We start from the raw sequence: 23,475 nt of genomic DNA, 5'->3' as shown, positions 1-23,475 counted from the left end.
GAGGTTGTCCGGAAACAAGTAAATTCAAGCGTATCCGTTCAGGAGAGTGGTTTAAGAAACAATAGATAGGAGATTTTGGAAAGGATTGAGACCCCTTTGTTTCCAAGTTAAGTATAATGAAATTATCCGCTCAAGGAATGTATTTCCCCGCTTTGATTGTGTAAAATATGAGTTTTTGCGATAAACGACATAATGCCGAATTTGCCGTTCAGCGTGGTTATTTGTCAGCGGAATATTTTCTGGGTCATCTAAAAATTTCCACATCATTCTTTCAGATCTCAGAACATTTTTTGCAACTCGAGAGGCTCCAATTGCTTCAGGTAAACGAGATATCTCCTTCAAGTAATACTTTGTACGTTTTCTTAATTTTCTGGCACGTCTGACAAACCTCAAAACATCTATCTCACTTTTTAGTAAAGCTTTTTTTAGTGCAAATAATTCAGTGGCCACGTTTCTCAAGTAACAACCCAGAACTTTAACTTCAATATTCCAACTATGTGCTAATCTTTCAAAATCTCTTGATAAATGTGCCCAACAGATTTGCCTGTTTTTATCGGCAAAATAATTGTATGCTGCATACCTGTCAGTTATTACCAAGCTATTGCGATTGCAGAATTTACTATTTTGTAAAACTTTCATTCCTCTTGACTCTGTAAATTTTACAAAACTTGCCGTATTGCTTGCAAACATCCAACACCAAGCGAGTTTACCTTTGTTATAATGGCTCGTTTCATCAATATGTAGAACTTTACTCCTACTTATCTCTTGTTCGATCTGCTCATACATTTTTTTGCATTTTGAAGCAACTCTATGTTCACTATTTGATATGCTACCGACGCTTAGATGTATGGTCCCAGAGAGTGATGGTATACTATCATCATCATTTAAGGAGTCATTATGGGACAGATATTACATGGGTGCGCCAAAACAACACAGACGATTCGTAGAGCAATACAAAATAGAAAAGAGAGCATAGCAAAACTCTCCAAGCATTATAACCTTAATCCAAAAACTATTATTAAGTGGAGAAAACGTTCATTTACGAAAGATGCTGATATGGGTCCAAAGCATCCAAGATCAACTGTTTTAACGCTAGAAGAGGAAGCTATAATAGTTACATTTCGCAAGTATACACTACTGCCACTAGATGATTGCCTTTACGCTCTGCAGTCTACAATTCCGCATTTGACTCGCTCTAGCTTGCATCGTTGTTTACAAAGACACAACATTAGCAGATTACCAACTGTTGATGGAGAAGTTAAGTCAAAAAAGAAATTCAAACAATATCCTATCGGTTACTTTCATATTGATATTGCTGAAGTTAGAACTGAGGAGGGCAAATTACATTTGTTTGTTGCTATTGATAGGACATCCAAATTTACCTATGTTGAGTTGTGTAACAGTGCTACAAAACCCATAGCTGCTGAGTTCTTACGTAATTTGATTAGAATTTTACCGTATAAAATCCATACTATTTTGACAGATAACGGTATACAATTTACAAACCAGAAGCGTCATAAGTATGCTTTCCAACATATATTTGATAGAGTTTGCGAAGAGAATGTTATTGAACATCGTTTGACAAAAGTTAGCCATCCTTGGACGAATGGGCAAGTCGAGCGTATGAATAAAACTTTAAAGGATGCTACAGTTAAGAAGTATTACTATCAATCGCACCAGCAACTTAAAGAACACCTTTATAACTTTGTTATGGCTTATAATTATGCAAAGAGACTCAAAACTCTTAAGGGTCTTACTCCTTATGAATTTATATGTTATCAGTGGACACAGTCTCCAGAATTATTTATACTAAATCCACACCATCACACTCTGGGACCATACATCTAACAAAACAGCTCAAAAGGAAAACTTATTTTATAGCAAAGAAGGCAGACTAAACTCTTTATATAAGTGGACCTCTAATTTTGGACCTCACTGGACAACACAAAATAACGAATAGCCCCATGTATCCAGCTAAAACTAGCTTTAATGCTTAGATATTGTGCTATTTTTGTATAATATACCACTATAAGTATATATTTTTGTAATCGCGTTATTATTTATTTAACAAAGTATTAGTATAATTTATTACACTGGATTAAATGGAGAAAGTTCAATGAGTAAATTACCGAACAATGCAAAAATAGGTAAATCTCAGGTTACTCAGTGGGAGGTAATAAAAAATTGTGAATATGCTGATAATTGCTTGTCAAAAATAGTAACTTTGTACGTTATTAGAATAACTCAGCTATCAGATTTTTATACGAGTGACGAACCTGAAATTAACACTGTTTTAGCAAGAATAAGCGTGACAAGTGAAAATGTATTTTTAAACAAGGCTACTACTATTGAAGTTATGGAAGGTATTTTTCCGTATAAATTTAACAGCAAGAAGAGAAATAACATATTAAGGTTAGAAGATTTATATAATTATTTATGTTCTATTGTTAATAATAGCCTTCCAAAAGAAATGCTTGAAAGTCTTGTAAGGGAATATAAGGATGCTGTTAACTTATTTAAAGCAATTACTTAACTGAACGTAGTATTTTTAAGATTTTGTTTTCTATTTCAGAAATGCCGCTTTCAAGGTTTTTATCTATCAAGCATATGGTAGACAAATACGTTTTTTGCTTGCTTTCAACATTGATAGTTAAAGTTCCGGGAGTGATTGTGACTGAATTGGCAAATAACGCAATGCTTTCGTCATTATGCCCTTTGCATTTTCTTAGGATAATAATCGGTTCAAGCTTAGATTTGAGTTGTAGCACCTTTTTTGTTACATAAACACTTGATAAAATGATTTGGTACATTAACCACGGTATATAACTTACTAACTTATAAAACGATAGTCTACTCGTACTATTTAAAATCTGGCTAAGAGCTCTTTCAGCGTTTATCAACCTTCTAAAGATAAACGATGTGAATATAGAGGAAAACACTCCACAAAAAATAAAAAACGGCTCAAAATAACCAGACAATACAGTCCATAGAACAAATAAAATTATAAATGACAGAGAAAAAAACTTGATTTCCTTCCTAAAGTTGAGGTTTTTCATAGTCTGTAATATAACTTAAATGACTCTTTAAGGAAAGATAATAACGAATATTTAGGTTCTTGACTTCTATGTTGAAAGATATAACAACTAAGTTATGTTTTTTAAGTGAGGAAGTTATGAAATATGACAAATTTATGGAAATATTAAAAAAAATAAATGACCTTTCAGATTTGAGCAAGGACAATATAGTTGAAAAAATAAAAGCTAAGTTACAAGAAGAAGATCCAGATTTATGTCAAGAGTGGGAAAAGAGTAAACCTGACAACGATAGTGGATCTGACATAAATTACATATTTACTATATCTTGTGGTCAAAATTCTAAGAAAGTCAAATTGTTACATCTTGCTTCTTATTGGAACTATGCAAATGTAGCAAAAGCTCTGATTGAAAACGGGGCAGATATTAATGCAGAACATGATAATAAAATTACTCCTTTACATATTGCTGCTCACTATGGCCACAAAGATGTAGTAACCATTCTAACTGGAAAAGGAGCAATTGTTGATGCAAAAAATGGTGATGGATGGACTTCTTTACATTTTGCTGTTGAAAAGAACCACGAAAATGTAGTAAACACTCTAATTGGAAAAGGAGCAAATGTTAATGCAGAAAATGATCAAGGATGGGCTCCTTTACATCTTGCTATTACAAATGGCCACAAAGAGATAGTACAAGTTCTATCAAAAGCAGAAGGAATCAACGTTGATGCAAAAAATAGTGATGGGTGGACTCCTTTACATCTTGCTGCTGCAAATGGCCGCGAAGATATAGTAGAAACTCTAATTGAAAAAGGAGCAGATGTTAATGCGAAAGATCATTATAAACGGACTCCTTTAACATTTGCTTCTCAAAAAGGCCATGAAGTGGTAAAAGGAGCTCTATTAAAGGCACAAGAGAACATCAAAGCTTTGCTTTCAGCTGTTAAACATAATAATGAGGAGGAGGTGAAAAACCTATTAAATAAAGGAGTAAACGTTAATGCAAAAGATGATGATGGATGTACTCCTTTACATCTTGCTATTACAAATGGCCACAAAGAGATAGTACAAGTTCTATCAAAAGCAGAAGGAATCAACGTTGATGCAAAAAATAGTGATGGGTGGACTCCTTTACATCTTGCTGCTGCAAATGGCCGCGAAGATATAGTAGAAACTCTAATTGAAAAAGGAGCAGATGTTAATGCGAAAGATCATTATAAATGGACTCCTTTAACATTTGCTTCTCAAAAAGGCCATGAAGTGGTAAAAGGAGCTCTATTAAAGGCACAAGAGAACATCAAAGCTTTGCTTTCAGCTGTTAAACATAATAATGAGGAGGAGGTGAAAAACCTATTAAATAAAGGAGTAAACGTTAATGCAAAAGATGATGATGGATGTACTCCTTTACATCTTGCTGCCAGAGAGGGCTGCGAAGATGTAGTAAAAATTCTCATTGCAAAAGGAGCAAATGTTAATGCAAAAGATGATGATGGATGTACTCCTTTACATCTTGCTGCCAGAGAGGGCTGCGAAGATGTAGTAAAAATTCTCATTGCAAAAGGAGCAAATGTTAATGCAAAAGATGATGATGGATGTACTCCTTTACATCTTGCTGCTGAAAATAACCACATAGAGGTAGTAAAAATTCTAGTTGAGAAAGCAGATGTTAATGCAGAAGGTATTGTGGACGAGACTCCTTTACATCTTGCAGCCAGAGAGGGCCATAAAGATGTAGTAGACATTCTAATCAAAAAAGGAGCAAAGGTTAATGCAGAAAATGATGATAGATGTACTGCTTTACATCTTGCTGCTGAAAATAACCACATAGAGGTAGTAAAAATTCTAGTTGAGAAAGCAGATGTTAATATAAAGGATGCTGATAGATGGACTCCTTTGCATGTTGCTGCTGAAAATGGCCACGAAGATGTAGTAAAAACTCTAATCGCAAAAGGAGCAGAGGTTAATGCAAACAATGGTGATAGACGTACTCCTTTACATCTTGCTGCCAGAGAGGGCCATAAAGATGTAGTAGACATTCTAATCAAAAAAGGAGCAAAGGTTAATGCAGAAAATGATGATAGATGTACTGCTTTACATCTTGCTGCTGAAAATAACCACATAGAGGTAGTAAAAATTCTAGTTGAGAAAGCAGATGTTAATATAAAGGATGCTGATAGATGGACTCCTTTGCATGTTGCTGCTGAAAATGGCCGCGAAGATATAGTAGAAACTCTAATCGCAAAAGGAGCAGAGGTTAATGCAAACAATGGTGATAGACGTACTCCTTTACATCTTGCTGCTGAAAATAACCACATAGAGGTAGTAAAAATTCTAGTTGAGAAAGCAGATGTTAATATAAAGGATGCTGATAGATGGACTCCTTTGCATGTTGCTGCTGAAAATGGCCACGAAGATGTAGTAAAAACTCTAATCGCAAAAGGAGCAGAGGTTAATGCAAACAATGGTGATAGACGTACTCCTTTACATCTTGCTGCTGAAAATGGCAAAATAAAAGTGGTGGAGGTTCTGCTACACACTGAAGCAGACCCTTCATTAAAAGATGTTGATGGAAAAACGCCAAGAGACCTTACTAAATATCAAGGTATAATTCAGCTTTTAGAGGAAGCGGAAAAAAAGCAAACGTTAAAAAATGAGAATAAAAAAACGCCAAAGGATCTTACTGAAAATAAAGATGTAATGCAGCTTCCAGAGAAAAAGGAAGAAAAACAGGTTGGAAAAAATGCAATTGTGAAAGAAAAAGAACAATCTGCAAAAAATGCAATTGTAAAAGGTGTTATTGTGTGTTTTGTAACTGCAGTGATAGTTGGTGTTGCACTTGCATTTGCTACTGCCCTATCTGTACCAGCAATAATTGGACTAGCTGCAGGATCTGCGCTCATAGTTGGTGCTGGTCAATATATAATGTCAAAGCCTAAAACTGAAATGAAAGGAGTAAAGCAGGAACTTGTATCTGGAAAGGCAAAAGAAGTACTTACTTGATTTTTGTTATCCTGTTGCTATCAGACTAGCCTGGCACCTTATATTTATTGGGATAACTGTTTTATTATGAATTAAGTCAAAAACTCTGTAATATATTGAAGCTTAAAGATATCTTTAAATATGGAAGTTATTGCAGAAAATAGGAAAGCAAGGTTTGAATATTTCATCTTAGAAGAATTTGAAGCGGGTATGGTCTTATTAAGCAGTGAAGTTAAATCGCTAAGAGAAAGAAAAGTAAATATTTCCGACGCCTATGTTGTTGAAAAGAATAGCGAAGTATGGCTGCACAATATGCATATTGCAGAATATAAAGCTGCGAACCGAAAAAATCATAAACCAAAAAGGGAACGTAAATTACTCTTGCATAAACAGGAGATAAATAAACTAATTGGTCAAATCAAGACTGCTGGGATAACTGTTGTGCCGCTTTCGGTCTATTTTAACGATAAAGGATTTGCAAAAACTAAAATTGCCATTGTAAAAGGAAAAAAACTCTACGATAAGAGAGCAACCATAAAACAGAGAGAGTGGGATCGTGAAAAAAGTAGATTGTCTAAGAATAATTTATAGCAAAATATGTCTTTAAATCCAGTAATTTTCAGCATCGGTCCTGTTTCTATATATTGGTATTCCTTAGCCTACGTTTTGGGTATAGTGTTTGCATATTGGTATTTACATAAGCTAGATGACCAAAAAATATTTACTAAGAATTTTTACGATTCGTTATTAACAGCCACTATTGTAGGTATTATCCTTGGAGGTAGACTTGGCTACGTATTGATATATGATCCAGTTCTTTATATAAGCAACCCTATTGAGATATTGAAGACCTGGGAAGGAGGGATGTCATTTCATGGTGGTGCTATAGGAGTTTTGCTTGCAGTAATAATTTCGTGTAAAAGACATAATATCCCTACATTTTATGCACTGGACCTAGTTTCTTGCGGATTTCCCATAGGTTTATTTTTAGGTCGCATAGGCAATTTTATAAACGGAGAGTTATTTGGCAGAGTTACAACTATGCCATGGGGTATGGTATTTCCAGAGAGTGGTGATAATTTGCTGCATCATCCAAGCCAGCTTTATGAGGCACTTTTTGAAGGACTGCTACTTTTTGCAGTTGCAAATTCACTGTTTTTCTTAACTAGAATAAGACTGTATCACGGTGCGTTAACTGGTATTGCAGTTATGTGGTATGGAATAGCACGTTTTTTCGTTGAGTTTTTTCGCGAACCAGACTATCAAATTGGCTATTTGTGGCTTGATTTAACTATGGGGCAGTTGCTTTCTATACCTATGGTTTTGCTAGGAATGCTTGTATATCTAGGCGCATTAAATTTAAAATTTAATACGAAATCTGTCACATAGAGAAAAGGTGAGTTCAATAGAAAAATGCAGCCAGAAGCCCCACATTATGCACAATTGTACGAATTTTCTGCGTTGCAGTAGAATGAATCGGTGGGCTTTGTTGCATCGCTAGCTATGATGGATTAAAGATAAAAAAGGTGGAGAATATCAGTAGCTTATTATTCTGGTATTTACAACAAGAACGGTCAGTGAATACCTAAATTTGAGTAAAAGAAATTTCACTACCACTCACTAATCCGGCTAAAATTCAAGAATTTCAATGCTTTAGCTATTTTCAATAGAATTAAATTTATTAATGTAAATAATAAATTACTATTCTTAAATTTGATCAGATTGATTGCAAAAAAACAAGATTTTCAATAGGTTACTTATAATCCTAACTATAGTTAGCCTTTCATAAGTAGCGATGCAACAAAGCCATCCCAGTGTCAGCTACTTTCATGACACCATTTGCTGTGCAGTTTACCTTCAAAAATGAATGTTCGTACAGCTATGGAATGAATCGCGGTATGACGTAGCTTCGCTATAGGCAATGAAGGAAATATTAACTATACTTCTTTTTACCATTGTTTATATTTCCTATTCACATATATTAATATTTTACTCACTTAAAGTAAGCTAACTACCGTTATTAATATTTTTGTAATAAAAATTGTATATGGTGCATGTAATCAAATTAAGAGGAAGATTGTGGAAATTACGCCATCAATAAAAAAAGAATTGAAGCAAAGTACTCTATATATTTGCCTAGAAAAATGCAAAAGTGCATTTTGGTTTATCTTTTGGTTTAGTGCGGGAATCAATTTATTAATGTTATTCCTACCACTTTATACCTCTCAAGTGCTTGATCGGGTGATATCGAGCGAAAGTGTATCAACACTAACTATGCTGACAATTATCACTTTATCTGCATTTGCATGTTCTGCAATGCTTGAAACTTGTCGATATTTAGCCATGGCAAAAATAGGTGATTGGATCGATAAAACTGCAACACCAGATCTGATAGTAAGGTCAATCAGGCTAACGTCAGTGCAGAGCTCAACTTCAAGTGGTGAAGCAATACGAGATCTCGGAGTGATAAAAAATTTCATTACAGGAAATGGTATATTCTCACTGTTTGATACTCCATGGTCGTTAATTTACCTTGTTGTGATTTTCATGATACATACCTCCACGGGGTTTATAGCTATTACTGGAATTATTATATTAGTCTCTATGGCAATATGGAATGAACTTGCCACTAAACGAATATTACAAGAAACCAACGAAGAAACTATACGGAATATCAATGCTATAGATGTTGCAACAAGAAATGCAGAAGTGGTTGAAGCTATGGGCATGTCAGAATTCATAGTCTCTGATTGGTGTAAACGAAATGATCAGAACCGAGCAATGCAAATTAAAGCACAAAATCGCTCTAATGTAATTACTGGAATCACTAAATTTTTGCGCTCAACTCTGCAAATATCAGTGATTGGAACAGGTGCATTACTTGCAATCACAGCTCATAAGACTGCCGGTAGCATCATCGCTGCTTCAATTTTAATGGGTAGAGTATTAGCACCATTTGATGCTGCGGTTCATACTTGGAAGTTTTTAAATCAGGCTAGAATGTCATATGGAAGGCTACAAAGACTTATATTAACATCGCCAAAAAGAGAGCAAACGATGGCTCTACCAGAACCTGAAGGAAAATTGGAATTTGATAGAGTATTTTTTACTCCTTATGGAAGCAATAAGCCGACAGTAAAAGGAATATCATTCATTATAGATCCTGGAGATGTAGTTGGTGTTATTGGTGCAAGTGCTTCTGGTAAATCCACTATCGCAAAATTAACTGTTGGTGTATGGAAGCCAATATCTGGTGTAGTCAGACTAGATGGCGCTGATGTATATACTTGGAATCGAGAAAATTTTGGTAATTATGTTGGCTACTTACCTCAGGATATTGAGTTATTTAACACTAGTGTCAAAGCTAATATTGCTCGCATGAGGCCAGATCCAAATCCTGAAGAAATAATCAAAGCAGCAAAAATTGCAGGAATACATGAACTAATACTAAGCTTACCAAATGGATATGATACAACAATAGGAGGTCCTGGAGGAGTAACGCTCTCTGGCGGCCAAAAACAGCTTCTTGGACTTGCCAGAGCTTTTTATGGTCACACAAAACTTTTAGTACTTGATGAACCAAACGCTAACTTAGATAGCAATGGAGAGGCATGCTTAATTAATGCAATTGGCATTGCAAGAAAACAAAATACTACTACTGTTATCATCACTCACAAGCTACCGTTATTGTCCGTAGTTGATAAGGTGATCCTCATGTCAGATGGTGTCATTTACGCTATGGGACCAAAAGATGAGATTTTGAGCAAATTAGTTGCTCCATCATCAAGTACCACAGAAGATGAGCGCTCTTCAGCAAATGGTTAGTTTACTTACAATAAATTCTGTATCTGAAATAACAACTGTTCCAGAAAAATATATATTTCTTTACCATTAGAAATAATATTACAAGAATAGTAAATAGATTAATAACTCTTATTAATTAAAGTCAATCGGCAGATATAGCTAAAGTGGCTTAGGTTTACCTACAATTTGAAAAACAACAAATTCGTCTTAATGAATTTTCTTAATTTGTTATCTAAACAACTTAATATTAGTGGTAATTTTATAAAAAAATTATAATATAAATAATGTTGCTGCGAAAATTTATAACAATATTTCCCTCTAACGTTTAATGAATTTCAATAAATTGCCTTTTTAATTCTAGATAAGTATATGCTTTGTTAATATGTTTAGTTCAAAATCCAAAAGTAAGTTTATGCTTTCTATTGGAGAAGAAGGCATAATGTTACTATATTTTAAAAATAATACTTTAAATAAAAGGTATTTTGTTAAGGGCAAAAACGATAAAGCAGTTTCCGATTTAATTTCATGTCTTTCGTCAGATAAAAAAGCACCTTTATACCTGGTGCTTAATCATGCAGATCAAAATTACTCGCTACAGTTTATTACAAGGGCAAACAAGATTAGTGCCTATCTATCAGCAAAAACAAAGATGGAGCATTTTTCTCGTAATAATGACATAAGTTCAGTTTTTTTGGTTGAGAAGCCAAACAAATTCAATCAAAACTGGTGCTATCTTCTTGTTTCATCAAAAGCAAAGCATTTAGTAGAATATTGGTTGAATGTGTTTATTGAGATAGGCTCCAACTTTAAGGGAATATTAATGTTTCCTATAGAAATAAGTAATATAACAAAAAAGATTCTACATAAAGATCCTAATAATTGGAAAATTATAGTTGCTGCAACTAAAACGGGAGGCTATAGACAAGTGGTTCTTAAAGAGAATAAAATGGTATTTACGCGCTTAACATCATTTACTAATGATAATTTACCAGGAATTATCGCTGGTGGAATATATCAGGAAGTGCAAGATACTATTCGATCCTTAACTAAGTTTGGGTTTGAAAAAAATAACCCTATCGACCTTTGTATCATAGTGTCAGAAGATATCAAAGCTAGTTTATCAGTCATAAATTTTTCAGAGAACAGTGTGAACATATTAACTCCATATGAGTTAGGCAAACTATTAGGAGCAGAACTAGCTATAAGTGAAAAAGATAACTTTTGCGATACCATAATTTTGTTTCATAGCTTTAAGAATAAATTAGCAGCTATTTTTAATACAAAGGAAACTAAAGAATTTTATCTATTCAATTACCTTTATTTAAACTCTCCTCGAATTTTTCTATACTTCGCCCTGGTTTTAGTTATAACAAACACCCTTTGTTTGCTAAATTTGTATTCAAATGTCAATGTCGCTGATAATTTATCAGCAAAGCAGAACACCTTAAATAACCAATTAACAAAACTTAGCCAAAGCTATAATGTAAAAAAAATAGATGAAATTTATGATTTTATTAATATCAATAATATTTTATCAAAAATAGAATACTCTCCTCTTACACAAGTTAAGTATGTAGAAAAGTTAAAAATACCAGGTATAGAGCTTCGATCATTTGAATGGAATTATAATGAGGCAAAAAGTTATATTACCACAACTTTAAAGTTTAATTTTCAATCCGGTAAAAATATTTCTCATCAATACGAGAAACTACGAAAAAATTTAAACGATAATTTTCGTACCTATGACATTAATATTTCTAGCTTACCTGCTGCTAAAGAGCAAAATCTATCTATTGATGTTGAAATAGGAGAGGCAATGTAGATTAATGACTATCTCTCAATTAAAAAGAAAAGCTACAATTCAGTTTATATCGTATTTGTTATTATCTGTTGGATTAATAGGGTTATTAACATATGTTGTTATCTATAACGAAAAGATTTATAATAAAAACCAAATTGCGATTGATAAAATACGTTCTATTAATTTACAGATTACTGGAATTCAAAAAAAGGAAGTTGTTCTAAATAAAAACCTAGATTTATGGAAAAAAATTTCTTCTTCAAATTTACATAGTAGCAGATACATTGCAAATTTAAATTTCGAGCTTAGCAAGTTATATAAAAAGCACTATATATTAGAACCTGAAATATCAATTTCTATACCCGAAGAAGTTGAGCTCCACAACAAAAGTGAACGCACAAAAGTAATAAAAAGTGAAGTGGTCCTAAATTTAAGCTCAATCAGCGATAAGCATATTTTTTTATTTCTACAGTCTATTCCAAATCTGCCCGGTTATGTTATGATCAAATCTCTTATTTTAAATAAGCAGAGAAATATTGATGCTGCAACTATGAATCAGATTTTGAATGGTAATATGATAGAGATAGTGAGAGCTAATATAGTCTTTGATTGGTATACTATATTAAGTAGATAAGGTGATGAACATAAAGCTGTTTTTTATTTTTACGCTACTCATTTCCAATGTTAATGCATATTGCAGTTGTGAAGATATCATAGAAAGCATAGAAATTTGTAAGGAGTATTCTTGCCGACAATATATTGGCAATGAAGATTTTATTGAGCATAAAATATTAGGATTAAATAGTGGAAATTTATGCGTATATATAGAAAAACAAGGTAATGATGGAATGGTTTGTCATCATTCTCAGTATGGAATGATGATAGAAAAAAGATATTTTGAAAGTATTCTTAAAGTTGGCAATCAAGAAATCGACGATTTTATTGATATAGCAAATTTGCGTGCAAAAGAGTGTTTCTTTATCAACAATCAAAAACTAAGCTATACAGATCGGGACGATATAATAAGAGAAGCAGTGGAAAGTGACTTTGACGTTTTGTCACAATATAGTAACGTAAAAAGCATTTTTTTTGATGAAGAGCCAGTTAATAGAATGGTCAATGAAATGGAAAAGTTCAATTTACGATCTTCAAGAGCTGTAAAAGAGGAGGTATCAGATAATTTCAACTGTAAGGTAGTGAGTTTAGACTCAATTTTATATCTTTCTCCCGATACATGGAAAATATGGGTAAATGGAAAACTGTTTATAAATACCAAGGATTTAAAAGTGCACTCAGTCACTGAAAATTATGTAACTTTTGTATGGACCGTAGATCAAAAAGCAATAAAAAAGCATGCGAATGATTCTCAAAATGTATATTTTGGATATGGGAGTATTATGTTTACGCTTTATCCAAAACAAAAATTTGACTTGGATGGCTTATCTATTAAATAACTTAAATATATATGCGCTTGTAGCTCAGTTGGATAGAGCGTTGCCCTCCGGAGGCAAAGGCCGTGGGTTCGAATCCCTCCAAGCGCACTTTTAATTAAATTTGACAATAGTATTTTCACATAAGATAATAAAAGGATTTATTTAGAGCATAATTATGTCTGGTGGTACCATAAACAAAGTCATACTAGTTGGTAATTTAGGAAAAGATCCTGAAATTAGGACTACACAAAATGGAAAAGAAATGGCAAGTTTTTCAATAGCCACGTCTGAAAGTTGGACTGACAAACTTTCCGGTATGCGCTCTGAAAAGACAGAGTGGCATAATATCGTAATTTTTAGTGAAGGATTAGTAAAAATCGTCAAAGATTTTGCACGCAAAGGCAGTAAAGTTTATGTTGAAGGTTCTTTGAGAACTAGAAAATGGACTGACCAAAACGGTGGTGAAAGATACACAACAGAGGTGGTTCTATATAATTTTAATAGCGCTCTTACTCTCCTCGATTCACGACCAAACTCTGATTACAAGCCGAGTGAATACAAACAAGGTGAAACAGGACAAAAAGATAAACACGAAAGTTTTGACAACGATATAAAAGATGAACTACTCGACGATGAAATACCATTTTAACAATTTAAATTGAAATCTACATTTTTATGGACTGCTTGTGTTACTCCTTTTAATTGCAATGGAGATAGTATAGATTATAGCAGTTTGCAGCGTTTACTTACAATGCAAGTTAAAGCTGAAAATGGCGTAGTGTTGCTGGGTAGTACAGGTGAGAGCCTATCGCTTACTGATTCTGAAAAGCGTACATTAGTTGAATTCGTATGTAAGCTAAAATTAAATACGAAAATTATAATTGGCGTACCAGGAGTGAATCTATATCAGACTCTTGAATGGCTTGATTTTTGCAAGGGTGTGCCTATTCATGGCTATCTAATGACAACTCCCATTTATGCAAAGCCCGGAATTATGGGGCAGACTTTATGGTTTGAAAAGCTGCTTGAGAAAGCACATGTGCCGGTTATGTTTTACAATATTCCATCAAGAGCAGGAATAAATCTTCACGCTGAAACTGTACGCAACTTATCCAGCCACGAAAAATTTTGGGCTATCAAAGATTCAAGTGGCACTGTTGATACTTTAGCTCAGTATAAGAAAGTTGCACCAAATATTGAGGTCTTTTGTGGAGATGATAATATGATATCCGATATGGCCGCTTATGGTGCGGCTGGACTGGTTTCCGTTGCTTCCAATGTTTGGCCATATGTAGCACATGAATATGTTAAGAAGTGCCTCAATGGCAGGAACCCTCAGGCAGATATCTGGCAACAGGCTTGCGAAGCGTTATTTACTGCCAGCAACCCAATACCTACTAAAGCACTTTTGCATGATATTGGTCTTATAGAACATCAAACTGTCCGCCTACCGCTCAGCACAGAAGACTTGCCTTCTGTTGAAAAATTGAGGCAAGTCAATAAAATGATTCTTGGATGGAAAGAATTGGCTACTCTCTAAATAGTCTTGCAACTTTGATTTAATATACAATCCAAGTTTCATTTGAACACTCCCAAACTTATCACTTTATGCCACTGGTCTTCATCTAAAATTTCTACACCTAATTCCACTGCCTTTTTATATTTGGATCCTGGTTTTTCTCCTGCAATTAGGTAGTCAGTTTTAGCAGAAAGATGTGAGCTGACCTTTGCTCCTAGAGTTTTGGCTCTTACTTTTGCCTCTCCTCTACTCATAGCAAGTAGCTTACCAGTAAACACTATAATTTTATTATTTAAAACAGAGTTACTAGAGTTGGAGCTCACAGGAAGAATTTGAAGACAAGCAGTAAGATCATTTAACATTTTGATGTTATGTTCCTTAGAAAAAAATGATTCCAAAGATTCAGCTACTTTTTTTCCTATGCCGTCTATACCTACTAGCTCAGTATTATCTGATGACAGTTCAATCATCGAATTATACCAATTATCATAAGAAACATAATAATCTGCAAGCAATTCTGCTGCAACTTGGCCAATAAATCTAATACCTAAAGAAAATATAAACCTATCTAGAGTTATTACCCTTCTGCTTTGTATAGCATTTAATAAATGAGCTATTGATTTCTTGCCCCAACCAGACTGTTCTTCCAGATTAAATTCATCCAATCTTTCTTCTAAAGTAAAAATATCGGGAATTTGTTTTATCAGACCAAGGTCGTAAAAAAACTCTATCTGCTTATCACCAAGGCCAACAATGTCAAATGCATCTTTCGATACAAAATGCTTTAGTTTTTCTATTATTTGAGCTTTACAGGCAAATTCCTCAGGACATCTTACTGCAGCCTCTCCCTCAACCTGACGTACTTTACTACCACATTCAGGGCATACTTCAGGAAACATAAATTCAGGTGTATTTGGAAGACGAGAATCTCTGCTTACTTCAACGATCTGGGGAATTACATCCCCTGCCCTTTTGATTGTTACAATATCTCCCTCTCTTATGTCTTTACGTTTTATCTCATCTTGGTTATGCAGACTTGCTCTACTAACTAGCACCCCACCAACATTGACTGGCACTAAATCTGCAACTGGAGTTAAAACCCCTGTTCTGCCCACCTGTATAAATATCTTGTTTAACTTTGTTTTTGCATAAACCGCAGAAAACTTGTATGCAAGTGCTGAGCGCGGTGCTTTGTGAGTATTCCCTAGACGATTTTGTAGTACCAAATCATTTACTTTATAGACTATTCCATCAATATCATAATCCAAGTTATAGCGACAGTTATAGACTTCATTATAGAACTTCAGCATTCCATCTAAACTACTCGTTAAGGACTGATGCTCATTTACGCAAAAACCAAGTGCCTCAAGCTTATTTAGTACCTCACTTTGACTTTTCTCTGCTCCACCAATCAAAGAATAAGCAAAATATCTAAGAGGTCTGCTTGCTGTAATGTTTGCATCCAATTGCTTTAGAGAACCAGCGGCTGCATTTCGAGGATTGGCAAATTCATCGTTTTCATTTAACTTTAAAAAGTCGCTGTTACTGATGTATATTTCACCTCTTACTTCTAGTCTTCCTTGCACACCTTGCAAAAACTTAGGAAAGCCTTTTATTGTTGCAACATTGTGAGTGACATCTTCCCCTACAAAACCATCACCTCGAGTTGCAGCTTTAACAAATCTTCCATCCTCATAAATTGCAGAAAACGACAACCCATCAATTTTTGGTTCACATAATATCTCTATTTTGTCCTCAATTAAAAACCTCTTTATTTTAGACAAAAATTTCTCTACACCTTGTTCATCATAAGCATTCTCAAGGGAAAGCATAGGTTCTTGATGTTCCACCTTAGAAAACCTCTCATCAGGTGGAGCACCAACACTATCTTGTGTTGCATAAATTTCTGGCTCTATTTCAGCTAACTTTTTCTTCAGTTCATCATATTCAGCATCACTTATTTCTGGCTTATTTTTTTGGTGATACAAAACATTATGATAATTTATTTGATCTTGCAGTTTTTCTCTCATCTTTTCTAAGTTAGTCATGATACCAATATAATGCTACATTAGCCTTTGTCGTCAAGCTGTGAATTTTCTTGAATTTATCATATGGTCTTAATCCATCAAATATCAAAGGTGCCACAATGCTATAGCCATACTTATTCTTCTCTTGCTCAATTGTATTAGCAGATCTCGCTTGCTCTAGCCATATATTTATATAAAATTAAAATAAATTAGAGTAAACAATATTGCTATTTAAATGCTAACAAGATTCGCTCCAAGCCCAACTGGCTACCTCCACGTAGGAAACGTACGAACTGCCTTGGTTTGTTGGATGTACAAACGCAATCAAAATGGAAAATTTTTACTCCGTTTTGATGATACTGACCTTCAGCGTTCAGATGTCAAATATATAAATGATATCATACAAGATTTGAAATGGATTGGTATCAATTGGAATGCAAGTTTCAAGCAATCAGAGCGCTTTGAGCGTTACAATGAGGTGTTTTTGCAGTTAATAAAAGAAGGGCATATTTATGCATGCTATGAAACAAGAGAAGAGTTAGAAATTAAACGAAAATTGCAGTTAAAACAAGGACTTCCCCCGGTATATAACAGAAGCGCGTTACTTCTAACTGAGCAAGAGAAAATTCGTTATGAGCAAGAAGGAAGAAGACCACATTTTAGATTTAAGTTGGATAGAAATGAAGTTGTTAAATGGAATGATGAAGTTAAAGGTGAAATAAATATTGCAACCAGTAGCATAAGTGACCCCGTGGTAAAGAGAGAAGATGGAATGTACACATACATGTTACCTTCTGCTATCGATGATGTTGACTTTAATGTAACCCATATTGTACGCGGGGAAGATCATGTAACTAATACCGCAGTGCAAATTCAAATGATTAAAGCATTAAAAGCGAAAATCCCTACATTTGCTCACCTTTCTCTGCTACATTTTGATGATAGCAAGATATCCAAGCGAGTCGGTGGGCTGGATATCAAATCTATAAAAGAAGATGAAATTGAACCGATGGCACTAGTTAGTTATTTAGTGAAGCTTGGAACATCCAATCCAATTGAAGCTTGCGCCTGTATGCAATCTTTGATTGATTCATTCGACATTAAAAAATTTAGCTCAGCATGTACGCAATTTAGCTTGAGTGAAGCATACAAGCTAAATAGCAAAGTGCTGCAACAAATGCCATTTGAAATGGTGCAAGACCGTTTAAGTCAAATTGGAGTGGACTCCTCAGAGTTTTGGTATTTTATAAGGAACAATATAGAAAGGTTTTCTGAGGTGGCCAAGTGGTGGAAAATATGCAAATCCGATATAGAGCCTGTGATTCTTGATAAGGAGCTTATAAAAATTGCGTTCAATGCATTGCCCCAAGGTGATTGTAATGAAAACACGTTGTCAGAATGGGTCAAAACTATTCGACAAACAGTGGATATAAAGGCAAAAGACCTATTTACGCAGTTGCGCTTAGCTTTAACAGGAACAGAAACAGGCCCAGAGCTCGCTAAACTATTAATTTTTATCGGCAAAGAAAATATCATTGCAAGGTTAAAAGAAAAGTGAAAACTAAAGAATTATAGCTAATGCAATCCCTACGTCATACCGCGATTCATTCGCGGTATCCCTTAGCCGCTAACAAGCAGCGGGATGGCGATTGTCAGGGTGTCATCCAAGTAGCCTCTTTCTTGTCATCCCAGTGCCCAGACACTGGGATCCAGCCTTTCCATAATCATTAAAACATTGTATTTTAACTAAAACAGCTATTTTTATGCTCACCAACTTAATAAAATTCCTGGATCCCAGTGGGCTTTGTTGCATCGCTCTTCGGATAGTAGGTAACGTACAATAAATTCATGAAGCTATCTCAAACTTAGCCATGCCTATTTCAGTAAATTTGTTAAGCAAATAACATTTAGTTCCCTCTCACGATTCATTTCAGATTTGTTCCTAAAACTAAATCCAAATGTCTTTTTTAATCGCGAGAAAAAACCTTCTATATAAGATCTTTTTCCATAACTCATCTCTTTTTTCCACTTCTTTATACCATCTTCATCATATGACTTTATGAGCTTGACTGCAGAATTTCTCTCAGCCATATAGTCTAACTTTGGATGCTCTGCTGCGTTGTTTTTCGGAGGAATTTTCGTTTTTATACCATATTGATTACACAGCTTATAGAGCTTTTCTCTGTCATATGCCCTATCTGCATATAGTACTTTTATGACATACTGAAAATCGACTTCTTTTAGCAAATCACAAGCTCCATAGTGATCAGAGTAGACACCGTTACTGTATTTTACAGCTATGGCTTTTTTGCTGTTTGTATTCAACATTACATGCAATTTTCTTGTCTGTTCATAGCTGCGATACTTTCTATCTTCGCTATTTTCTTTGCTATGACCAGAAGTGTTGTTGTATATACTAATTCCTGTACTGTCTATAGCAATTTCGATATCTTCCATATTATTTTCTGCAATCATTGATCTTAATATTGAGTTTCTTAAACCTTCTTGATGATTGTGAATAGCTGATAACTTGCAAATTTTTCCCAATTTGCTCAAGGTATCCTGCTATAAACCCAACTGTTTGCCTCAGGCCTATTCTAAATAAACAAGTTATTATGTGCACCAAAATTACAACTTTATCGCTATAAATATTGTTGCCACCTGGTATTTTTGGACCATTCTCGTACCACTTTTCTATGGCTTCGTTGATATAATGAAAAATATTTCCTCTTTTTTCTAGAAATTTGTTATATTCGCTATGGTTACTGACCCTCATTTTTTGTGGCATATTTTTTCTTCAACAGTTAAATCGCTATTTATAATGAATTTTGTCAGTAACTGCCAGTTCTTTTCACTTGAGCGATGCAACAAAGCCATCCCAGTGTCTGGGCACTGGGATGACAAAAAAAGGAGCACTGACCTCTCTTGGGCTCTTTTAGCTACAAACGTTAAGAAATTTACCAAATAAAAAAAAAGGCAAAAGAAGCCCCGTGGTTATTATCCGCTTTAAAATATTGGCGTTTTTTATGTTTTAAACGCTTGACAAGCGAGATTCAGCCGCTTTTAATTGCAACTAACTTACGCTGCAAATGTTTAAGAAATTTACTAAGCAGAAAAAAAGACAAAGAATCCCCGAGTTAGCTAGTCTTTTACTATCTCTGTCGAGTATTGGCATTTTTTGATGTCTTGTAACGCTTTATAAGCGCGTTCAGCTTATTTAGATAAAAATCTAGATGTAGATGAAGTTTTGTAAAGACATACAGTATCTATATACTGCAAAAAATTGAACATAAGACGCCGATACATTAAGTAATCCTTACCTTTTAATCTGCAGATTGGCGAAAGCAAATACAATAGCTTCACTATCATGATAAGGGAGCTGGCGGAGTTTGTCAAGTAAGTTTTTGTATTTTAATTTTAGAATTTTATAGGCTTTTGTTCTCATGAAAATTATGTTCTCATGAGTAAATTAATGTTATCCTTTTTTGTTGATCTGAAGTTTCTTATGTTCATACACTTACGTGTTCATAGTGTTTATTCGCTGCTTGAAAGCTCGGTTAAAATTGAGGAGCTGATCGGCCTTTGTTTGCGAAATAAAATGCCAGCGGTTGCAATTACTGATTCAGGTAACTTGTTTGGCTCACTTGAATTTGCAGAATATGCGGCAAGTAGGGGAATACAGCTAATAATAGGATGCAATATTATAGTTAAACATTCAGAACAAAATTTACCTATATTATTGCTTGCAAAAAATGAGCAAGGGTACACTAATTTAGTCACTTTGGTGAGTGAGTCTTTTAGAAAGCGCAAGAATAACAGCGATATTCCTTACGTTGATTTTGATGAGCTATTGAATTTAAGTACGGGTCTGATCGCTTTAACCGGTGGATGTTTGGCTCAACTATTGTTGGGGCAAGATAAAGAAACGGTTGAAAAACTGCTTTCAGCATTCAATGGTCATTTATATGTTGAATTGCAGCGTCATGGGTTGAATAAAGAGCTAGAGCTTGAAGAAGCTTTGATAGACTTTGCTTATCAGCGCAATATACCACTAGTTGCAACGAACGATGTGTTTTTTCCAAATAGGTCTGACTATGAGGCTTATGATATATTAACGTGTATATCGGAGGGGAGTTATGCTCTGGAGAATAACAGAAAGAAGTTAACTACCGAGCATTACTTCAAGTCTGTGGCAGAAATGGAGGAGCTGTTCAGCGACATTCCCGAAGCAATTCATAACACTTTAGTGATAGCTAAGCGGTGCTCTTACATGCCAAGAAGCAGGCAGCCTATTTTGCCTAAATTTCCTTGTCGAGAAAATAAAACTGAGAATGAAGAACTGAGGGAGCAGGCAGTTGCAGGATTAGAATTCCGTATTGCGAATGAGACAGACATAGACCTTAAACAATACTACGATCGGCTGAATTACGAACTGAGTGTGATAACTTCGATGAACTACGCTGGCTACTTTTTGATAGTTTCTGATTTCATTCGTTGGAGCAAAGCAAATGGCATTCCAGTTGGTCCAGGAAGAGGCTCTGGTGCTGGATCAATTGTTGCTTGGGGCTTGCAGATTACAGACCTTGATCCAATAAAGTTTGGCCTAATATTTGAAAGATTTTTGAATCCTGATCGTGTATCGATGCCTGACTTTGATATCGATTTCTGCCAAGAGAAAAGGGACCTGGTTATTGATTATGTTCAGAAAAAGTACGGTTATGTTGCTCAAATAATCACTTTTGGTAAATTGCAGGCAAGGGCAGTATTGCGTGATGTTGGTAGAGTATTGCAAATGCCTTACTCTCAAGTGGATAAAATATCTAAAATGGTTCCATTTAATCCAGTAAATCCTGTAACTTTATCACAAGCGATAGAGTTTGATCAAAACCTGCAGAAAGAGCGGGATAGTGATGAGGTAATTGCAAAGCTTCTTGATATATCTCTTAAGCTTGAAGGAATATATCGTCACGTTTCAACCCATGCTGCTGGAATTGTAATATGTGATCAAAAGTTGGAAAATTTTGTTCCTGTGTATTATGATCCAAATTCAGCTTTGCCAATCACTCAATACAGCATGAAATATGTGGAGAAAGCTGGGCTAATAAAATTTGATTTTCTTGGGCTTGGTACGCTAACGCTAATAGATCATGTATGTCGTTTAATTAATCGTGATGGAAAAAAGATTGATATTTCTTCAGTTCCTTTAAATGACCAAAAAACCTATGAGATACTCTCAAGCGGTGATTCAATTGGAGTGTTTCAGCTTGAAAGTTCGGGAATGAGAGAAGCTTTAATTAAACTAAAACCGGACTGCATTGAAGATATTATCGCTTTAATTTCCCTTTATCGTCCAGGACCTATGGATAACATTCCAACTTATGTTGCAAGAAAACACGGACTTGAAAAGCCAGATTATATTCACCCGTTACTTGAGGAAGTATTAAAAGAGACATTTGGGGTAATAATTTACCAAGAACAAGTGATGGAAATAGCCCGTATTCTTTCCGGGTATAGCTTAGCGGAAGCAGATCTGCTGAGACGTGCCATGGGTAAGAAAATCAAGGAAGAGATGGATAAACAACGTGAACTTTTCATCCAAGGGGCAACGAAGAATGGCGTTGATTATGACAGGGCAAGTTATATTTTTGACCTTGTTGCAAAATTTGCTGGTTATGGGTTCAATAAATCTCATGCTGCAGCATATGCGGTGATATCTTATCAAACGGCTTACCTTAAAGCTAATTATCCATTAGAATTTTTTACAGCACTAATGAATCTGAATATTGATGATAGAGATAAACTGAATTTATTTTATCATGCAGCAAAGTTTAGTGGCGTTACCGTTCTTTCACCTGATATAAACAAGTCTCAAGCTGAATTCTCAATAGAGGATGAACGCATACGTTATGGTATTGCTGCCTTGAGGAATGTTGGTTTTTCTATAGCGGAAGGAATAGTGAACGTACATTCAAGCGCTTGTAAGGACATATGGGAATTCATTCAAAATTCAGGTCATACAATAAATAAGAGAGCGCTAGAAAGCCTGATTAAATCCGGAGCATTCGATAGCGTGCATAAGAACAGAAAGCAGCTATATGAGTCAATGGACACGCTGATTTACTTTGCAAATAAAAACAAACAGGATAGAGAATCAAGTCAAGCTGCTTTGTTTGGTAGTCTTGATGTCCTCAAACCGAAACTTGAGAATGTGGAAGATTTTGATGAAGAGGAAAAATTAGAACATGAGTTATTTTCACTAGGATTTTATTTAACTAATCATCCGCTTGAAAAATTTAGAACTCTTCTGGAAAAGTTAAATATTGGGTTTATCGGAGAAAATAGAACAGCAAAAACTGCTGGGGTAATATTAAATGCACGTATGAGAACTTCAGAGCGTGGAAGGTTTGTTATCCTCACACTTTCTGATCCCCATAACGTTTCTGAAATAGCATTCTATAATAATGAAATAATAGAAGAAAAAAGAGATTTATTTTCACCAGGAACATTTGTGATAATTGGTCTTGAAGCTTCGGAAAATACAACAAGATTGGCAGGCAAAGATATATCTGAGTTTACAAAAAGAATCACTTCTACAATAAAAGAATTAGTTCTCACCACTGAGTGCACGGATTCGCAAAAAGCCGCTATGGAATTAAACGCAATATTGAAAGATGAAGGCAGAACCAAAATAATGCTAAAACTTCTTCTCGAAAAACATAAAGTGAGCATCTTATTACCAGGTGCATACTCAATTGCTCCTCAAGTAATTTATGAAATATCTAACTTAAGCTGGATTAAAGGCGTAGAAATTAATACAAATAACTTGCTTATATAAAAAAGCTTTATATAATGAAATATTTAATCGGCATTAAAGGAAG

At 34.7% G+C, this 23,475-nt stretch carries 19 protein-coding genes, 1 tRNA gene and 1 pseudogene; 14 read left to right on the top strand and 7 right to left on the bottom strand.

All coding sequences use genetic code 11. The features are described 5' to 3' along the window. Nucleotides 1-51 precede the first annotated feature (51 nt). Nucleotides 52-849: pseudogene (locus tag AAGD74_RS01410) on the bottom strand (IS66-like element ISWen3 family transposase); the annotation flags it as partial. A gap of 48 nt (nucleotides 850-897) precedes the next feature. Here AAGD74_RS01410 and AAGD74_RS01405 point away from each other — a divergent pair. Together AAGD74_RS01405 and AAGD74_RS01400 are read left to right on the top strand one after the other, a co-directional pair. Then, nucleotides 898-1,848, top strand: coding sequence for an IS481 family transposase (locus tag AAGD74_RS01405; protein ID WP_338482200.1), 951 nt, complete (start codon nucleotides 898-900; stop codon nucleotides 1,846-1,848). A 268-nt stretch (nucleotides 1,849-2,116) separates the two neighbouring features. Continuing rightward, a complete protein-coding gene (locus tag AAGD74_RS01400) occupies nucleotides 2,117-2,533 on the top strand; it encodes a hypothetical protein (RefSeq protein ID WP_006279382.1) in 417 nt (138 codons plus the stop codon). Here the strand turns inward: AAGD74_RS01400 and AAGD74_RS01395 are convergent. Next, nucleotides 2,526-3,056, bottom strand: a complete 531-nt coding sequence (locus AAGD74_RS01395) for a Na+/H+ antiporter subunit E (RefSeq protein ID WP_077188223.1) — start codon at nucleotides 3,054-3,056, stop codon at nucleotides 2,526-2,528. The two genes, AAGD74_RS01400 and AAGD74_RS01395, sit on opposite strands and share 8 nt — an antisense overlap. A 116-nt stretch (nucleotides 3,057-3,172) precedes the next feature. Here AAGD74_RS01395 and AAGD74_RS01390 point away from each other — a divergent pair, with 116 nt between their 5' ends. From AAGD74_RS01390 to dapA, 10 genes are all read left to right on the top strand, one after another. Further along, entirely contained in the window at nucleotides 3,173-6,034 is a 2,862-nt protein-coding gene (locus tag AAGD74_RS01390) for an ankyrin repeat domain-containing protein (RefSeq protein ID WP_341810684.1), read from the top strand. 120 nt (nucleotides 6,035-6,154) lie between these two features. After that, nucleotides 6,155-6,604, top strand: coding sequence for an SsrA-binding protein SmpB (gene smpB / locus AAGD74_RS01385; RefSeq protein ID WP_006279384.1), 450 nt, complete (start codon nucleotides 6,155-6,157; stop codon nucleotides 6,602-6,604). A 6-nt stretch (nucleotides 6,605-6,610) separates the two neighbouring features. Continuing rightward, nucleotides 6,611-7,402, top strand: coding sequence for a prolipoprotein diacylglyceryl transferase (gene lgt / locus AAGD74_RS01380; protein ID WP_341810683.1), 792 nt, complete (start codon nucleotides 6,611-6,613; stop codon nucleotides 7,400-7,402). 690 nt (nucleotides 7,403-8,092) lie between these two features. Continuing rightward, entirely contained in the window at nucleotides 8,093-9,838 is a 1,746-nt protein-coding gene (locus AAGD74_RS01375) for a type I secretion system permease/ATPase (RefSeq protein WP_065094799.1), read from the top strand. A gap of 361 nt (nucleotides 9,839-10,199) precedes the next feature. Next, nucleotides 10,200-11,639, top strand: a complete 1,440-nt coding sequence (locus AAGD74_RS01370) for a hypothetical protein (protein ID WP_338482433.1) — start codon at nucleotides 10,200-10,202, stop codon at nucleotides 11,637-11,639. A gap of 4 nt (nucleotides 11,640-11,643) precedes the next feature. Beyond that, nucleotides 11,644-12,252, top strand: coding sequence for a hypothetical protein (locus tag AAGD74_RS01365; protein WP_015589194.1), 609 nt, complete (start codon nucleotides 11,644-11,646; stop codon nucleotides 12,250-12,252). A gap of 4 nt (nucleotides 12,253-12,256) precedes the next feature. Further along, nucleotides 12,257-13,072, top strand: coding sequence for a hypothetical protein (locus AAGD74_RS01360; protein ID WP_341810764.1), 816 nt, complete (start codon nucleotides 12,257-12,259; stop codon nucleotides 13,070-13,072). Nucleotides 13,073-13,085: 13 nt separating this feature from the next. Further along, a tRNA-Arg gene (locus AAGD74_RS01355) sits at nucleotides 13,086-13,159 on the top strand. 67 nt (nucleotides 13,160-13,226) lie between these two features. After that, nucleotides 13,227-13,700 (top strand): single-stranded DNA-binding protein, encoded by a 474-nt coding sequence (gene ssb / locus AAGD74_RS01350; RefSeq protein ID WP_006279368.1) that lies wholly within the window; start codon nucleotides 13,227-13,229, stop codon nucleotides 13,698-13,700. A 9-nt stretch (nucleotides 13,701-13,709) separates the two neighbouring features. Then, the gene (gene dapA, locus AAGD74_RS01345; RefSeq protein WP_341810682.1) at nucleotides 13,710-14,591 is read left to right on the top strand and encodes a 4-hydroxy-tetrahydrodipicolinate synthase; all 882 of its coding nucleotides are present in this window, start codon (nucleotides 13,710-13,712) and stop codon (nucleotides 14,589-14,591) included. A gap of 38 nt (nucleotides 14,592-14,629) precedes the next feature. Here dapA and ligA read toward each other — a convergent pair whose 3' ends face one another. Then, the gene (ligA, locus tag AAGD74_RS01340; RefSeq protein WP_338482434.1) at nucleotides 14,630-16,618 is read right to left on the bottom strand and encodes an NAD-dependent DNA ligase LigA; all 1,989 of its coding nucleotides are present in this window, start codon (nucleotides 16,616-16,618) and stop codon (nucleotides 14,630-14,632) included. A 214-nt stretch (nucleotides 16,619-16,832) separates the two neighbouring features. On the opposite strand from ligA, the gene gltX reads away from it, so the two are divergent. Continuing rightward, entirely contained in the window at nucleotides 16,833-18,155 is a 1,323-nt protein-coding gene (gene gltX, locus AAGD74_RS01335) for a glutamate--tRNA ligase (protein ID WP_338482435.1), read from the top strand. Nucleotides 18,156-18,257: 102 nt separating this feature from the next. Here the strand turns inward: gltX and AAGD74_RS01330 are convergent, their stop codons facing one another. The 4 genes from AAGD74_RS01330 to AAGD74_RS01315 form a co-directional block, all read right to left on the bottom strand. Next, complete coding sequence (locus AAGD74_RS01330) at nucleotides 18,258-18,410, bottom strand: hypothetical protein (protein ID WP_338482437.1); 153 nt, start codon at nucleotides 18,408-18,410, stop codon at nucleotides 18,258-18,260. A gap of 62 nt (nucleotides 18,411-18,472) precedes the next feature. Next, the gene (locus AAGD74_RS01325; RefSeq protein WP_341810681.1) at nucleotides 18,473-19,072 is read right to left on the bottom strand and encodes a transposase; all 600 of its coding nucleotides are present in this window, start codon (nucleotides 19,070-19,072) and stop codon (nucleotides 18,473-18,475) included. Further along, on the bottom strand, nucleotides 19,056-19,385 hold the full coding sequence (locus AAGD74_RS01320) for a transposase (RefSeq protein ID WP_007548762.1): 330 nt from the start codon (nucleotides 19,383-19,385) through the stop codon (nucleotides 19,056-19,058). Before AAGD74_RS01320 ends, AAGD74_RS01325 begins: the two co-directional genes overlap by 17 nt. Further along, a complete protein-coding gene (locus AAGD74_RS01315; RefSeq protein WP_338976819.1) occupies nucleotides 19,370-19,513 on the bottom strand; it encodes a hypothetical protein in 144 nt (47 codons plus the stop codon). The genes AAGD74_RS01320 and AAGD74_RS01315 overlap by 16 nt, the downstream gene beginning before the upstream one ends. A 589-nt stretch (nucleotides 19,514-20,102) precedes the next feature. On the opposite strand from AAGD74_RS01315, the gene dnaE reads away from it, so the two are divergent. Continuing rightward, nucleotides 20,103-23,432, top strand: a complete 3,330-nt coding sequence (gene dnaE / locus AAGD74_RS01310; RefSeq protein WP_338482835.1) for a DNA polymerase III subunit alpha — start codon at nucleotides 20,103-20,105, stop codon at nucleotides 23,430-23,432. Nucleotides 23,433-23,475 lie beyond the last annotated feature (43 nt).

The organism is Wolbachia endosymbiont (group A) of Campoletis raptor (genome assembly GCF_964026755.1).
In the GTDB taxonomy this organism is placed as follows: domain Bacteria; phylum Pseudomonadota; class Alphaproteobacteria; order Rickettsiales; family Anaplasmataceae; genus Wolbachia; species Wolbachia pipientis.
The sequence above is the reverse complement of the archived record's forward strand: the minus strand, read 5'-3'. Positions and strand labels throughout refer to the sequence as shown.

Coding starts and splice junctions, on each gene's coding strand:
- AAGD74_RS01370 (WP_338482433.1), top strand. CDS start 10,200: ATGTTTAGTTCAAAATCCAAAAGTAAGTTTATGCTTTCTATTGGAGAA.
- AAGD74_RS01405 (WP_338482200.1), top strand. CDS start 898: ATGGGACAGATATTACATGGGTGCGCCAAAACAACACAGACGATTCGT.
- AAGD74_RS01395 (WP_077188223.1), bottom strand. CDS start 3,056: ATGAAAAACCTCAACTTTAGGAAGGAAATCAAGTTTTTTTCTCTGTCA.
- gltX (WP_338482435.1), top strand. CDS start 16,833: ATGCTAACAAGATTCGCTCCAAGCCCAACTGGCTACCTCCACGTAGGA.
- smpB (WP_006279384.1), top strand. CDS start 6,155: ATGGAAGTTATTGCAGAAAATAGGAAAGCAAGGTTTGAATATTTCATC.
- AAGD74_RS01360 (WP_341810764.1), top strand. CDS start 12,257: ATGAACATAAAGCTGTTTTTTATTTTTACGCTACTCATTTCCAATGTT.
- AAGD74_RS01325 (WP_341810681.1), bottom strand. CDS start 19,072: ATGATTGCAGAAAATAATATGGAAGATATCGAAATTGCTATAGACAGT.
- AAGD74_RS01330 (WP_338482437.1), bottom strand. CDS start 18,410: ATGCAACAAAGCCCACTGGGATCCAGGAATTTTATTAAGTTGGTGAGC.
- ssb (WP_006279368.1), top strand. CDS start 13,227: ATGTCTGGTGGTACCATAAACAAAGTCATACTAGTTGGTAATTTAGGA.
- AAGD74_RS01365 (WP_015589194.1), top strand. CDS start 11,644: ATGACTATCTCTCAATTAAAAAGAAAAGCTACAATTCAGTTTATATCG.
- AAGD74_RS01320 (WP_007548762.1), bottom strand. CDS start 19,385: ATGCCACAAAAAATGAGGGTCAGTAACCATAGCGAATATAACAAATTT.
- lgt (WP_341810683.1), top strand. CDS start 6,611: ATGTCTTTAAATCCAGTAATTTTCAGCATCGGTCCTGTTTCTATATAT.
- AAGD74_RS01400 (WP_006279382.1), top strand. CDS start 2,117: ATGAGTAAATTACCGAACAATGCAAAAATAGGTAAATCTCAGGTTACT.
- ligA (WP_338482434.1), bottom strand. CDS start 16,618: ATGACTAACTTAGAAAAGATGAGAGAAAAACTGCAAGATCAAATAAAT.
- dnaE (WP_338482835.1), top strand. CDS start 20,103: ATGTTCATACACTTACGTGTTCATAGTGTTTATTCGCTGCTTGAAAGC.
- AAGD74_RS01390 (WP_341810684.1), top strand. CDS start 3,173: ATGAAATATGACAAATTTATGGAAATATTAAAAAAAATAAATGACCTT.